At 45.1% G+C, this 14,497-nt stretch carries 13 protein-coding genes; 7 read left to right on the plus strand and 6 right to left on the minus strand.

The features are described from left to right. Positions 1–300: 300 nt before the first annotated feature. The 3 genes from THERU_RS04960 to THERU_RS04970 are packed head-to-tail and all read right to left on the minus strand — an operon-like array spanning position 301 to position 3,286. Complete coding sequence (locus THERU_RS04960; RefSeq protein WP_038532144.1) at positions 301–1,044, minus strand: nitrilase-related carbon-nitrogen hydrolase; 744 nt, start codon at positions 1,042–1,044, stop codon at positions 301–303. Then, the gene (locus THERU_RS04965; protein WP_025306176.1) at positions 1,041–1,943 is read right to left on the minus strand and encodes an AAA family ATPase; all 903 of its coding nucleotides are present in this window, start codon (positions 1,941–1,943) and stop codon (positions 1,041–1,043) included. The genes THERU_RS04960 and THERU_RS04965 overlap by 4 nt, the downstream gene beginning before the upstream one ends. A gap of 44 nt (positions 1,944–1,987) precedes the next feature. Beyond that, positions 1,988–3,286, minus strand: coding sequence for a TrpB-like pyridoxal phosphate-dependent enzyme (locus THERU_RS04970; protein WP_025306177.1), 1,299 nt, complete (start codon positions 3,284–3,286; stop codon positions 1,988–1,990). Between the two features lie 232 nt (positions 3,287–3,518). Between THERU_RS04970 and thiC the strand changes: the two genes are divergently transcribed. Beyond that, on the plus strand, positions 3,519–4,886 hold the full coding sequence (gene thiC, locus THERU_RS04975) for a phosphomethylpyrimidine synthase ThiC (RefSeq protein ID WP_025306178.1): 1,368 nt from the start codon (positions 3,519–3,521) through the stop codon (positions 4,884–4,886). Between the two features lie 49 nt (positions 4,887–4,935). Here thiC and uvrC read toward each other — a convergent pair whose 3' ends face one another. Further along, positions 4,936–6,612, minus strand: a complete 1,677-nt coding sequence (gene uvrC, locus THERU_RS04980) for an excinuclease ABC subunit UvrC (RefSeq protein ID WP_025306122.1) — start codon at positions 6,610–6,612, stop codon at positions 4,936–4,938. 140 nt (positions 6,613–6,752) lie between these two features. Then, positions 6,753–7,313: a hypothetical protein gene (locus THERU_RS04985; RefSeq protein ID WP_025306179.1), complete on the minus strand. Its 561-nt coding sequence runs from the start codon at positions 7,311–7,313 to the stop codon at positions 6,753–6,755. 339 nt (positions 7,314–7,652) lie between these two features. Between THERU_RS04985 and THERU_RS04990 the strand changes: the two genes are divergently transcribed. Next, positions 7,653–8,153, plus strand: coding sequence for a DUF29 domain-containing protein (locus THERU_RS04990; RefSeq protein ID WP_025306180.1), 501 nt, complete (start codon positions 7,653–7,655; stop codon positions 8,151–8,153). A gap of 46 nt (positions 8,154–8,199) precedes the next feature. Beyond that, the gene (locus THERU_RS04995; RefSeq protein WP_025306181.1) at positions 8,200–10,032 is read left to right on the plus strand and encodes a hypothetical protein; all 1,833 of its coding nucleotides are present in this window, start codon (positions 8,200–8,202) and stop codon (positions 10,030–10,032) included. Here THERU_RS04995 and THERU_RS05000 read toward each other — a convergent pair. Then, a complete protein-coding gene (locus tag THERU_RS05000) occupies positions 10,029–10,442 on the minus strand; it encodes a hypothetical protein (protein WP_169727094.1) in 414 nt (137 codons plus the stop codon). The genes THERU_RS04995 and THERU_RS05000 overlap by 4 nt on opposite strands. 1,174 nt (positions 10,443–11,616) lie before the next feature. On the opposite strand from THERU_RS05000, the gene THERU_RS05005 reads away from it, so the two are divergent. From THERU_RS05005 to THERU_RS05015, 4 genes are all read left to right on the plus strand, one after another. After that, on the plus strand, positions 11,617–12,150 hold the full coding sequence (locus THERU_RS05005) for a PIN domain-containing protein (RefSeq protein ID WP_156916202.1): 534 nt from the start codon (positions 11,617–11,619) through the stop codon (positions 12,148–12,150). Between the two features lie 30 nt (positions 12,151–12,180). Next, on the plus strand, positions 12,181–13,269 hold the full coding sequence (locus THERU_RS05010) for a helix-turn-helix domain-containing protein (RefSeq protein WP_025306184.1): 1,089 nt from the start codon (positions 12,181–12,183) through the stop codon (positions 13,267–13,269). Between the two features lie 133 nt (positions 13,270–13,402). After that, complete coding sequence (locus tag THERU_RS08330) at positions 13,403–13,990, plus strand: hypothetical protein (RefSeq protein ID WP_025306185.1); 588 nt, start codon at positions 13,403–13,405, stop codon at positions 13,988–13,990. A gap of 145 nt (positions 13,991–14,135) precedes the next feature. Then, positions 14,136–14,486 (plus strand): gamma-glutamylcyclotransferase family protein, encoded by a 351-nt coding sequence (locus tag THERU_RS05015; protein WP_025306186.1) that lies wholly within the window; start codon positions 14,136–14,138, stop codon positions 14,484–14,486. Positions 14,487–14,497: the final 11 nt, after the last annotated feature.

Consider the following 14,497-nt stretch of genomic DNA (forward strand, 5'->3'; position numbering starts at 1 on the left):
GTAGCTGTTATTGAGGTTCCTCCGCTATGTGCTGGGTTCTTATAATCCTTATTCTATTGTGTAAGAACTTACATCTTTGATTGTTACCCTTTTACCCTCAAAGAGTTTTAGGGTGTGCCCTTTCTTTTACTGAGCAGGACGGTGAACACCACCCAGTCTATGACTTTCTCGCTACAGACACGCAGACCATAAACAAAATCCTTGACCTTGCCCAAGAAGATGGTTTGGCTGTCCTCTGTAAAAACTTGCTTACCTGTTACGAGGAAATATAGGGCATCCTAAAAGCCCACGCTTATGATTTCAATCAGTGTCCAGTGGTATGAGCCTTCGCACTGCTTCCACCTTCTTTAGGTCCGCATAAACCAAAAGGACGCTATCTCCCACTTCCGAAAAGGCAAGGGTGTTGCCCCATGGGTCGTATATGGCAGAGTTGCCTGCATACTCCTCTTCTCCCGTCCTTCCCCACCCGTTGGAAAGCAAAAGGTAGCTTTGCAACTCCACCGCCCTCGCTTGCGACAAAACCTTTAAATGCTCTTTCCTTTTGGCACCCCAAAGGGATGGCACCGCAATAATCTGGGCTCCCTTCTTTCTCAGCTCCCAGCCCAGGTTTGGGAACCTTAGCTCAAAGCATACAAGCACTCCCACTTTTCCATGCCTTGTTTCAAAAACTGGGTTTTCTTGCCCCGGGCTAAAGTGTTCCCCCTCTCTGTACAGTGGAAAAAGCTTTATCTTGTCCCTTTTGCCTACCAATAACCCATCGGAGAGCACAAAGGCGGTGTTAAACAGCTTTCCCTCCCTCTCCTCTGGGTATGTTCCTATCAGCGTCAGCCTTTTTTCCTTAGAAAGTTCCCTGAGCTCTTCCAAAAGTTTTTGACTCTCTTTGGCGTGGTTTTTTAAGTTATCGTAGTCAAAACCGCAGGGAAACATCTCCGGCAGGACTACCAAGCTATCCTCCAAAGGGCTCAGTAGTTCAAGGACCCTTTTTCTGTTCTCTTGGATGTTGCCGAAGGCTATTTGCCACTGCAAAACCGCAAGCTTTATCAAGGAGCTGGAACCTCCTCCAAGATGGATTTTATTAAGGCTTCTGCGTCTGTGCCTTCCCTCACAATTATACGGTGTGCCAAGCAATAAGGTGCCAGGTCTATTATGTCCTCGGGAACCACAAAGTCCCTTCCCCTGCAGTAAGCCAACGCTTTTGCACAGCTAACCAAATGGATGGCACCCCTTGTGGAAACACCCAAAAGCACATCTGGGTGGTTGCGGGTCCTTGACACAATTTCCACCACAAACCTTGCCACTTCGGGCGACACATAAAACCTGCTTATCTGTTGCATGGTTGCCAGTATTTCGTGAGGCTTTACCATAGGGCTCAGCTTTGCCACACTTTCCAGGGGATTTTCTCCTCGGAGAATGCTTATCTCTGTTTCTTTATCTGGGTAGCCAAGGGAAAGGCGCATGCTAAAGCGGTCCAGTTGAGACTCGGGCAGTGGAAAGGTGCCGTACTGTTCCACCGGGTTTTGTGTGGCTATCACAAAAAAGGGCTTTGGCAGTTCGTAGGTGACCCCATCCACGCTAACCTTACCCTCTGCCATAGCTTCTAAGAGGGCACTTTGGGTCTTTGGAGTAGCCCGGTTGATCTCGTCAGCCAAAATTATCTGATGGAAGATAGGTCCCTGCTTGAAAACAAAGGCTTTTTTGGACTGGTCATAAATGCTCACGCCCAATATGTCCGAGGGTAAAAGGTCGCTGGTAAATTGGATGCGGGCAAAGGAAAGCCCCAAAACCCTTGAGAGGGACAAAGCCAAAGTAGTCTTTCCTACCCCCGGCACATCTTCCAAAAGCAGATGCCCTCCAGAGAGAAAGCAAACCAAAGATCGTAAAACTACCTCTTCCTTTCCTTTTAGGACTGTGCTTACGCTATCTATGATTCCTTGGATGTCCATGCAAGCTTACAGTATTATAAGAACACTTACATAACAAATAAAGACTAAGTATCCGGCAATTCACCCTTTAGGAATTTATTGTAAGCGCTCAGGTCAAAGTAGCCATGCCCTGATAGGTTAAAGAGGATAGTCTTTTTCTCTCCAGTCCTTTTACACTCCAAGGCTATGTCTATTACCTTTCTTATGGCGTGGGCGGACTCTGGGGCTGGCACTATGCCCTCCGTCCTTGCAAAGAGAACAGCCGCTTCAAAAACATCCCTCTGTTTATATGCACTGGCGCTTATAAAACCCTCATTGTATAGCAAGCAAACCAAAGGTGCATCTCCGTGGTATCTCAAACCTCCCGCATGAATGGGAGGAGGCACAAAATCATGTCCCAAGGTATGCATCTTTATAAGGGGCGTTAGCCCTGCGGTGTCTCCGTAATCGTATCTGTATTCACCCTTCGTAAGGGTAGGGCATGCGGATGGTTCCACTGCGATAACCTCAAGGTTTGGCTTTTCGCCCGCCAGCTTGTCCCTCAAAAAGGGAAAGGATAAACCCGCAAAGTTGCTACCACCACCCACCGCACCCACAATTACATCGGGATAATCACCGACCATTTCCATCTGCTTTTTGGCTTCCAACCCTATGATTGTTTGATGGAGCAAAACATGGTTTAACACACTACCCAGGGAGTATTTAGTGTCCGGAGAGGAAACCGCACGCTCAATGGCTTCGCTTATGGCTATTCCCAAACTTCCCGGATGCTCTGGGTCTTCTTCATAAAACTTTCTGCCAGACTGGGTTAGATTGCTGGGAGAAGGCACCACCTTTGCTCCCCAAGTCTCCATAAGTATTCTTCTGAAGGGTTTTTGATTGTAGCTAACCCTAACCATAAAGACCTCACACTCCAAACCAAAGAACTGGCAGGCAAAGGCTAAAGAACTTCCCCACTGACCCGCCCCCGTTTCTGTAGTCAACCTCTTCACACCGGAGATCTTGTTGTAATAAGCTTGGGCTACCGCAGTGTTTGGCTTATGGCTACCCGGTGGTGATACGCTCTCGTTTTTGTAGTATATCTTTGCTGGCGTGCCCAAGTACTCCTCAAGCCTTTTAGCCCTGTGCAGTGGCGTTGGTCTCCATAGGGAATATACATCAAGCACCTCTTGGGGGATGTCTATCCACTCCTGCTGTGAGACCTCCTGCTCCACTATAGGCTCTGGAAATATGGCAAGGAGGGCTGAAGGATCCACAGGCTCCATAGTCCTTGGGTCCAAGGGAGGCTCCAGAGGCTTTGGTAGATAGGGCACAATGTTAAACCATTTCTTTGGTATGTCTTGGGTGCTCAAAACTACGCGCATAGTGGAGAAAATTTTAACTTTTTTTAGGTTTGTATCTTTATACATCGGAAATTCAGAAAGGCTAGAAATCTCTTAGGAAAAAAGCCTTAGCAAGGAGAGAACTTAACTCACTTATTCAGACTAATTCCCCTTGTAGATTAGCACCCAAGGTGTATATACGGGCTAATTTTTATCATAGATTAGCAGGCTTAAGGTTTTAAATTCTTATAGCAAACTTTTTAGGAGGTGGCCTATGCTGAGCGCGGAGTGGGTAGAAAGCAGGAAGAAGTTTAAAAACAAGACCCAGATGCACCTTGCCCGTCAGGGCATAATAACAGAAGAAATGCGGTATGTGGCAAAGAGGGAAGGATTGCACCCAGAGTTTGTCAGGCAGGAGGTAGCAAGGGGTAGGATGATCATTCCTGCCAACATAAACCATCTTCACCTTGAGCCCATGTGTATAGGTATAAACTCAAGGGTAAAGGTCAATGCCAACATAGGAAACTCGGGCTTGGCTTCTGACATACCTACCGAGTTGGAAAAGCTAAGGGTAGCCATCAAGTACGGTGCAGATACGGTTATGGACCTATCCACCGGAGACGCCATAAAGGAAACCCGAGAAGCCATCATAAAAGAGAGCACGGTGCCCGTGGGAACTGTTCCCATATACGAAGCCTTCAAGAGGGCAAAGGGACAAGTCAAAAACATGACCGTGGACCTTATTCTTGATGTTATAGAGGAACAAGCCCAGCAGGGCGTATCTTACATGACCATCCACGCGGGTATTCTCAGGGAGTTTTTGCCCATGGTCCAGCACAGGGTTATGGGTATAGTGTCCCGTGGTGGTGCCATAATGGCTCAGTGGATGATAGAACACGGAAAGCAAAATCCACTCTATGAGCACTTTGATAAGATATGCGAGATATTCAAAAAGTATGATGTTTCCTTCTCCTTGGGAGATGCCCTCAGGCCCGGAGCTATTGCGGACGCCAGCGACGACGCCCAGCTTGCAGAGCTAAGGGTCCTCGGTGAGCTAACGGAAAGGGCATGGAAACACGATGTTCAAGTGATGGTGGAAGGACCGGGACACGTGCCATTGGACCAGATAGAGTTCAACATGAAGATCCAACAAAAGATATGCCACGAAGCGCCTTTCTACGTGCTTGGTCCCCTTGTAATAGACGTGGCCCCTGGGTATGACCATATTGCATCCGCCATAGGTGCTGCGTTGGCGGGTTATTATGGTGCTGCAATGCTTTGCTATGTGACGCCCAAGGAGCACTTGGGACTTCCCAATGTGGAGGACGTAAAGCAAGGAGTTATTGCATACAAGATAGCAGCTCATGCGGCAGATGTAGCCAAACGCTTCCCCGGTGCCAGGGATTGGGACTTAGAAATGTCCAAGGCTCGCTTTGCCTTTGACTGGAACAGGCAGTTTGAGCTTGCCATAGACCCAGAGACCGCAAGGGCCTACCACGACGAAACCCTACCCCAAGAGGGCTACAAAACTGCCAAATTCTGTTCTATGTGCGGTCCTGAGTTTTGCGCCTACAAGATATCCCAGCATGTTTCCGATAAGATGGAGGAATTGCTCCAGCAGGAAAACTGGATTGCACCCTGATCAAACAACCCCAAAGGGCTTCCAGCCCTGCGGGGCATTCTAATATTCCTTAAGTCAAATACTTCTCTATCTCCTGCTTTATGGATGGGTCTATGCCCAGCTTCTTGAGGTGTCTGTCCTCCGCCTTTAAAAGCTCATATAAGTTCTCAAAGTTGTTGTAAATGATCTTCTTTTTGACCTCTCCTATGCCCTTTATTCGGTCAAGGATGTCCTTTAGCCCCTCCTTTAGTCTGAGCTTTCTGTTGTAAGAAAGGGCAAAGCGGTGGGCTTCATCCCTAATCTGTCCGAAAATTCTATAGAGTATAGGATGTTCCTTTAGTCTTACCCTCTGTCCCCATTCGGTTAGCAGAATTTCCTCCTCCTTGGCGAGGGAAACTACCTTGATGGGCAAGCCAAACCTGTCCCTTACCCTAATGGCTACGCTCAATTGTCCGAGTCCTCCGTCAATGAGCCACAGGTCTGGCATGGTCTCCTCCCCTTCCTTAAGCCTTCTTGCCCTTCTGCTCAGCACCTCCTCCAGGGAGGCGTAATCGTCAATCTGATTTACCGTTTTTATCCGATACCTTCTGTATCTCTTTTTATTCATAGTTCCCTCTTCCCAAACCACGCAGGATGCCACCGTATAGCCTCCATAAAAGTGGGAAACATCAAAGCCCTCTATGATCCTTGGTGGAGGAATTTTTAGCACTTTCAAGAACTCCTCCTGCCAAAGTTCTGGTGGCATGTAGTGGTGGAGATTTTCTTTGACAAGCTCTTCCAAGCTCTGGTCTATCTTTTGAACGATCTCAACCTTCCCTCTTTCCGAGAGCCACCTTTTGACCTCTTCCGAGAGCTCAAAGTTCAAGAGCAAAACCTCCGGCAATGGATTGGAGTAGTAAAAGCCTATAATGGTCTCTTCCAACTCTTCCTCCGTCTCCAAAAGGAAAACCTCCTTATCCACCAGCTTGAAAGACCTTATCAAAAAGACTCCCAAGAGCCTGCCTATTCTGTAAAAGAGGTCTGCTCTCTGGTAGGGGAGTCCGCTTACACTCTGACCCAAGGAGAGTTTTTCCAAAGCCCTTATTTGGTCTCTGATAAGGGCGCATTTTTCAAACTCAAGCCTTTCCATATGTTCTTCCATCCTCTGGTATAGCTCTGGTAGAACCTCAGAGACCTCCCCCGAGAGCATAGATTGGGCAGATTTCACCGCCAAGGAATAATCCTCTTTGCTAATCAGACCTGCACAGGGACCACTGCATAGCCCCAGGTGATAATCCATGCATGGGCTGGCTCTAGTAGGCATTGGGTCGCAGGTGCGAAGTTTAAAAAGCTTATGGATGAGCCTTTTTACCCTGTAGGCCCTCTTGGCGGTGAAGAAGGGACCAAAGAGCTTCCCCTCATGCTCGGAGCCTCTAACCACCTTTATGGTTGGAAATTCATCCTCCGTTAGCAGGAGGACAGGATAGCCCCCACCGTGCTTGTGCAGGACGTTGTATTTGGGTTTATGAAGTTGTATTAGGTCCACCTCTAACACCAGGGCTTCGTATTCGTTGCGGGTTAGTATCCAATCTATACGGTCCGAACTGTTAACTATGGCATACTCCTTTTTGTTCTCTTGGGCTTGCTTGTAGTGTTGCAACAGCCTCTCCCTTATGTTCTTGGCTTTTCCCACATAAAGGACCTTGTTGCCCTTCTTGAAGAGATAAACTCCACACTGGGTGGGTGCAGACTTTATAAGCTCAAGCATATATGTATAAGATAAACTGATTTACCCTCCTACCCGTACAAGCTTGTTTAGGTTCTGCCCGCCCGCCTATTCAGAAAGAAGTAGAACGCATTTAGGGATTAGAGTTGAATAGGTTCATGGAACGTATTTAGGGAGGAGGGTTAGCGTAGGGGTATTCCAAAGAGTTTGCCGAGTTTTAGGACCTTTTCAGGGTTTTGGAGGAAGCTTAAGGTTTTATGGATTTTAGCGAGGGCTTGAGGGTCTGATTGCCTTTGGTATAGTTCTAAGGGTCTTGGTTTCTTTCCCTCTCTGTCTTTGAGTTTGGGCAGGTCATATGTGAAGAAGGAGAATATCTCTTTGCAAGTGCAGAATTTGGCGTTTTGGACGAGGGTTGTAGCCATGAGGTATTGGATGAGTTTAGAGAGGGCTTTTCCGTTTATGTGCTTTTGGGTTTTGTTAGCCCAGTCCTTAAAGACAAGGTAAGCATAGTAGAGTGTCATCTGTTGGGAGTGTGAAAGTTTGTATCTCTGTTTTTGGCTGAAGACAAGCATTCCAAGTTGGAGTTCTCCTTCTTTAAGTAGCCTGCCTAAGTTCCAACATCGGCAGAGGTCTTCCAGTGTAATTCTCCTTTCCTTTTCATCGCCCCATAAAAGGCCTGCATACTTTAGGGCTTTTTTGCCCTTGCGTCTTCCTCCTTTTATCCTCCAATCATCTTTGGCCATGTTCCTACCAAACTATTATACGCTTTGCTTAGGCTGTTCTAAAAATCTACACCTATTAACACTATCTGCGATTAACTAAGTGGGTTTCTTTCACCTTGGAGTTAGTTAACCCTGCAATACTTTACAATAAGTAGGAGTAAGCCACTTAGTTAACTCTTTTTAACCCATTTCCATAAGAAGCCTCCATGAAGCCACGGAAACATCAATGCGAGGTTAACTAACTCTTAACCAAAACAGGAAAACTTAGTTAACCGCCTAACATGGTTAACTAAACTTTTATACAAAAGCCCAAACTTAGTTAACCGTATTCCGATTTTTGGTGGGCTTATATTTAAGCCTATGGAAAAAACAACCCAAAGTATAAAGGAACTGTATGAAAAGGACTTCTACCTTTGGGTTCAGGAGAACCTAAGGCTTCTCAGAAACAAAGAGTATGACCTTGTGGATTGGGAGAACCTTCTGGAGGAAATAGAGGATATGGCAAGGAGGGAACTGAGAAGTCTAATAAGCTTCATGGCGGTAATCTTGGAACACCTTTACAAGTGGGAAAACTTTAGGGACAGAGAGGATGTGGGACACAGCTGGATAAAAAGCATAAACAATGCAAGGAATGAACTTGATACAATCCTTGAAACATACCCAGGCATAAGGAAAAAAGCAGCAGAGGAGTTGCCCACCGCTTGGCGTATTGCTGTAAAAAGGCTTGTAAGATGGTTTAAAGAAGATGAAAACCACGACCTTGCTAAAAAATACTTTGGCAAATTTCCCACGGAAAAAGATTTTCCACAGGAATGCCCTTATACCTTTGAACAGGTGATGGAATACGAGCCTTGGGTTTAATTTTCTTGAAGGTTCTCTGTATTGGCTTGTGCCTACGGTGAGTTTTATGATAGCAAGCTTGGGAGGGTATGCGTTTCACAGCTTTGCCACGGGGCTTGGAGGTGTTGTTCAGGGCACAGCCCAAAGCTCAGCTGGTGATGTAGCAAGAGGAAGCTTCAATGCAGGGCAGGTAAATTACAGGAATGTATCGGCGGGAACTACAAGCTTGGGGAGTTTTGTTGGGTGGAGGACAGATTTCTTCACAACCTCTGGGCTTCAACATACTGTGGGGAATATTACAATGCAGGGAGGAAGGGTAGAAGGGAAGGGGCTGTCAGTTGATAATGCATTGAAGTTAGCGGCTATTCGTGGAGATGATTTTACCCAAAAAGTTATAGCATCAATGTCAGCTATAGCTGGTCAGGGTGCTTCTGCAAGTATGGTAATAAACCCACAAGGGAGGCTTGAACATGCAGAAATGGTTAGTGGAGATGGTGGGTTTAAAGTGGTTTATGATGGGCGTGGTAGGCTTGTTGTAATGAAGGGAGGCGTTGAACACGGAAGTATAGAATTAGACGAAAAAGGAGAAATAAAAGGGTTTGAGACCAGCGTTCAGGTTGGTGGGCTAAGTTTAGACTATGTGAAGACTAAGGCGAAAGAAATTACTGAGACTGCACGAGCTTATAGTCAGGTAGGAGAGGCGTTTAAAACTATTGCCTCTAAGGGCATAGAGGCTGTGGATCTTAAATCCCTTAGAGATAATCTGTCTAAAATTGTGCAATCAGATTTTGCTTCATTTTTGGAAGCTGCAAAAGCGTGGGGGGTGGATAAGGATATAGTTCAGGCAATTCTTAAGACTTTGGGGCAGAAGTATGGTAGTGAGTTTAAAACAAGGGATAGCTTTGGGTTTGAATTTAATTTATCAGGTGGTGTTGGTGTAGGAACTGGTGGTGGAAACAAACAAGGTGGTTCGTTCTGGCCTCTTCAATTTGGTGGAGGTGCGTCAGGAGGACTTAATTGGAATTACACAGATGAACAGGTAAAGGCTATGTCCACTTATCTATCAAGAGACGAGAAAAATGAACTGGTAAATAAGTTTATAGAGTCTTTGCAGAATAAGAGTGGACAAAGGAGCAGTGATAGTCAGACCAAGAAGAGTGAACAGTCATATACCCAAGGCAAAGATGTTTCAGAGAAAGCAAGCAATAGCAAAGTTTATGAAGTAGCTGAAGCTTTTGGGAAGCAGGCTGAAGAGATGCTTGCTTATGCAGAAAGGTTGCAGGCAAGCTTAAAACAAGACCCACTAAACTACTATGCCCAGCAGAAATACAAAGAGGCTTTAGCCGCAGGCAAATCAAAGGGAGAGGCGGTAAGATACGCTATGGAAGAGGTTGCTAAACTAAGAAGCAATCCAGAGGCTTTGGAAAAGTGGTTAGAGGAGTTTGCAAAGGGACAGGGTATAAGAGACCCAAAGGTAGATGAGAAGAGATTGGAAGGAATTCAAAGTGAAGTTCCTGACCCAAAGAACGTTCAGGAAAAAGGAAAACAATTACAGGGAGAAGTTAACCAACAAATAAACAAAACTCAAGAAGAGATGTCTCAGAGAAAGAAGGAGTTAGAAAGCTATAAGCCTCCGAAAGCAAAGCTTTTCAACTTGCAGGCACCAGACATTGATTTAAGATTTAATCTTAACGATCCAAAACTCCGAGCATATGAAAAAGATGCCCAAAAATGGTTTAAGGAACAGCCGAGTATTCCCGTGAGGATTTTCAATGATGGCAAGGCTGCTGTGAATTGGGAGATAGACTTGGGTAAAAACCTTGCCAAGAACCTCATAAACGCTCCTAACCCAAAAGTAGGAGACAGATTAAATACGCCACCCCTTCAGGGAGTGCCTTAATTTACGCTTTTGTGTTTAAATCTTTCATACTCCTTTTTTCCACTACGAAGAGTGAAAAACCAAGCAATCCCTATCATAAATAGAATAGAAAAAAAGAAAATGAAGACCCAAGCGTTTCTGTCCCTTTCCTCAGCAGGGGTAAGAAAATAGCCAAGAAGCCCCAGAGGCCCTAAACTTCCCACCAAAATAAAAACTATAGAGATGATATACATTATCCACCAGCCCACCTTAGATACTCCCTCGGTTGCTCCGCCAAGTATTTCCTGTCTTGCTAAGTAGTCTATGGGTCTTTCCTCTTCCCTCTTCTTGTTCTTCTCCACCACCAAAGCAAGCAACTCCTCCCTCAACTTCTCATCCTTGACCTCCTCCATAATCCTCTTTATCAGTTCCCTGTCGTCCATGACTATCACCTCGCACAATATTTATTTTAGTAAACTTTAAGTATACTTTAGGGTGTAAAAGTCCCTACAGGGTTAACCAAGTCTCTGGCAAAAACAAAAGAGTTAGTTAACCCTCTATACTTGGTTAACTAAGCGTTCCGCAGAGGCTGGTTAACTCTCTCTACAGGGTTAACTAAGTTTGTGTTTTTTGTGTAAGAGTTAGTTAACCGTGGTTAACTATGTTTTCCTTGCTATGGGTAGAACTGCTCTGGGAGTGTTTCCCCTTCCCTCTCCCTTATCTCCTTACCCTTTAGCCCCACCATATACCGCATTGCAGCACGCGGCATAACGCAATACCGCATTACAGCATGCGGCATAACGTGTTCTCGCAAATGACCAGAAAAGGGATAAGTAGTTATTCTCGCAGATTAGGAGACTGAACCACTCCAACATTAAATCCCTCAACTTCTTGTCATCAGAAGTTGAAGCTTTGAAAATAAACAAGATGAATAGAGGATAGCAGGGAGGTCCCTGAAAATCAAGGACTTTAAAAGATGAAAATTCTTATCCTACACCGCCGAATGTAGGGTAAGAAAACTTTATTCTCTGAAGACTATATTACGGGACAACGGTTCGGCCGATTTCCAGAGTGCCCTCTGACCGAACAAAAGGGATTAAACACGGTAATCAAAAGGTTTACACACTCGGCAAACCATTTGGAACAATAGCACGCTTTGTGAAGCTTTTTTGGGTTAACTAAGAAGATGTTAACTTTGAGCCCTCATAGGCTGGATCAGTCAAGCATGCACCGTAGTTAACTTCCAGCGGGTTAACTAACTCTGAAGCCAAAGGGAAATACTTAGTTAACTGTAGGCACGGTTAACTAAACTGCCCACCCATGGTTAACTAACTTATCCTAACTTGATTGGGAGTTAGTTAACCCGTCTGAAGGTTTAATCCTTTTTGTCCGGTCAGAGAACCTACCTTAGGGCTTTTATCTCCCTCAGTATTCCCCTGCCGTTTTTTCTACCTTAATTCAGCTTCCATACATTTTGATGCACAATTGTTATAGGTCTGGAATATATCCCGACGGGGGATTTGTAGAACGGCCTCAGTAGCTTACTTCAAATTGAGACTACCAAGCTGAGGTCTTTGTGCAATCTTTGCTTGATTCTTGCGGTTATACTAACAAACTACATGCATTATGAGTGAAATACGCTTCATAGTAGATAGTTCTACATTATCAAACTTTGCCCGTGCTGGGTATTTGAACTTGCTAAAGACCATATTTCATGCAGGTTTATTAACTACCTCCGATGTGATAGAAGAGATTGAACGAGGTTCTGAAAAAGACCCAGAGTTGCGGATGGTTCTAAATGAGCTAAACTTATGGCTAAAGGTTGTGGATGAACTAACAGAAGAAGAGCAAAGCTTGATAAGAAACTTAAGAATTACTCACGAGGAATTTGAAGATGGAGCGGATGCTTCCCTTTTGGCTGTGGCTAAGGAAAGGAGTTTGGTGTTAATAACTGATGATAAATATTTGAAGAAGGTTGCGGAGCAAGAGGGTGTAAAGGTTGATGGAACTGTGGAAATATTAGAGGAAGCAATTAACAGAGGATTAATCCGTAGCGAAGAGGAACTAAACCAGATTGCTAGAGATATGGAACATAGGGCACGCTTTAGACTAAAGGATTCTGACTTGAAAAGGCTTGGGTTAAGTTTAGATTTGTTATAACAGATTTATAGCTTTGAGGTAAGTGCCTACATGAATACTCTGGAAATTATAGGACAGAGACTCAAACAAGCACGGGAGACGGCAGGCTACACCCCAGAAGAAGTCTCCCAAAAGCTTGGAATTACCAAGGATGAACTTTCTCTTTTTGAAAGTGGTAGAAAAGGCCCGCCGATTAGCCTTCTAATAAAGCTTGCCAAACTTTATGGAGTTTTCGTTAGCTACTTCTATGGGATAGACAAGCCTGAGGGAACCGCTTTTACCCTTCTTCTTGATAAAGCCAAAGAACTCTCCCTACCTCCTGAAACCATAAGTCAGGTTCACCGCTTTGTTTTTCTGTGTAAAGAGATAGTAAAGCTTAGACAAAAGCTGGGATTTCCAAAGCCTGAAATTCCTTACTACACTCTAAACCAAGAGTCAATAGATGAACAAGCCAGAGAGGTAGCAGAGGCAGAAAGGGCTCGTTTGGGCTTGGGAGATAGCGTGGTGCCAAACTTAGGAGAACTCTTAGAAGACCTCCGCATTCCAGTTATTAGGCTGCCTTTAGGCAGGGAACTCTCCTCTGCAATGGTTTATGATGAAAACTTCTCTGCGTTCATATTGGTTAATTCCGATGAACCTCACCAAAACCAGCTTATTGCCTATGAGTATGCCCATATCCTTCAAAGAAAAGACAAGGTCCATCTAAATAAAGATGGACAAAGGGATGATTTTAGCGAACGTTTCGTGGTTCATTTTTTAATGCCAGAAAGTCTTGTTAAAAGGCTTGTAAGGCAACACCACAACCTAACCGACGTGTGGGCTTTGATAAGTTTAAGACGCACCTTTGGCGTTAGCTATGAGACCCTTATATCCCGCCTTCACGAACTTGGTGAAATTGACGAAAAGGACCTAAACAGATTGCTAAGGGCGAACCTGTGGAACTTGGAAATAAAGCTTTTTGGAGAACCAAGTCCTCCTGTGCCTTGGAAAGTTTCTAAGGTCTTGTGGGAACTCGTCCTGACTGCGGTAAAGCATGAATTCATAACCACCAGCTACGCATCCGATTTGCTTGAAATAAGCCCTATGGAAATCCAAGACATCCTTTATGAACTTGAGGAAATAGAACTCAGCCGATCTTGAACCAGCTTTGAAAAATTACTCATCGGGATTGTCCCAACTTCTAAAGATGAGAAGGGTTTCTTATCCTACACAGCTGGATGTAGGATAAGAAGTCTTTGTGCATACTAAAATGAAACCTGAAGGAGGTGCTGAAATGTGTGTAATCATCTATAAGCCAGAGGGGGCTATTGTTAGCGACAAGCTATTTGACCATTGTTGGAAGCTGTTTAGGCATGGCGGCGGATATGCAGTTTGGGAAAATGGGAGATGGGTATATGAGAAGGACTTTATGGAGAAGGAAGAGTTTTATGAAGCAGTCAAGGAATTCATTCACTCGGAAAACACAAGAGTTGTTCTACACTTCAGATTTGCCACAGAGGATGCAGAGGGAAAGAGAAACATCCTCCCAGAATTCACACATCCCTTTGAAATCCAGCTTCAGGACACAAAAGCCTTGCTATTTGTTAATGGGCGGTTCAGTGAGAGTTATAAAGGCATTGTGGGGGCACCCAAGATAAAGCGGTTTGTAGAGGATATAAACCAGCTAAAACTCAAAAGATGGCAGTATGAGAAGCTTTTAGCAGAAGAAGGACTACTTGAGGGCTTATTCCGATACAGAGGAGAAAGGGCAAGACTTCTAACACTTTTTGAAGAAGACAAGGAACCTTTCTTTAGCCCAAACCCTCCGAAGGGATGGGTAGAATACGAGGGGCTGATGCTTTCAAGGAAAGTCAGTTTGTAGGTTGTCAGAATATACCAAAAAGGTAAGTTATAGTATATAAGGGTATGGTAGCAGTTAGGGAGGAAAACAGGAGAGTGAGCCTTCCTAACAAGGGAAGGCTTTCTCTGAGGGGTCTTTGGGCCCCTTATTGCGAGGAGGTAGCTTAATGGCTTACCTCTTCGTCTATGGCACCCTCAAAAGGGGTGGATCAAGGCACAGTCTCTTAAAGGGCTGTCCTTTCTTAGGGCATGCCTTGGCAAAAGGCTTTGCCCTTTATGACCTCGGCGCCTACCCCGGGATGGTTCCCGGAGATGGGGTAGTGCGTGGAGAGGTCTATGAAATCCCAGAAGGGCTCCTTAGGGAGCTTGACTGGGTGGAAGGAGCTCCTTTCCTCTTCAGGAGGGAGCTTATTGAGGTGGTCCTTGAGGACCACACTCTTTTGCGTGCCCACACCTATCTGTATAACAGAGAGGTGGAGGGTGCGTCTTTAGTGCCTTCCGGTGAATGGGAGGTATAAAGTGAGGTCCC

The sequence above is a fragment of the Thermocrinis ruber genome, from assembly GCF_000512735.1.
Lineage (GTDB): Bacteria > Aquificota > Aquificia > Aquificales > Aquificaceae > Thermocrinis > Thermocrinis ruber.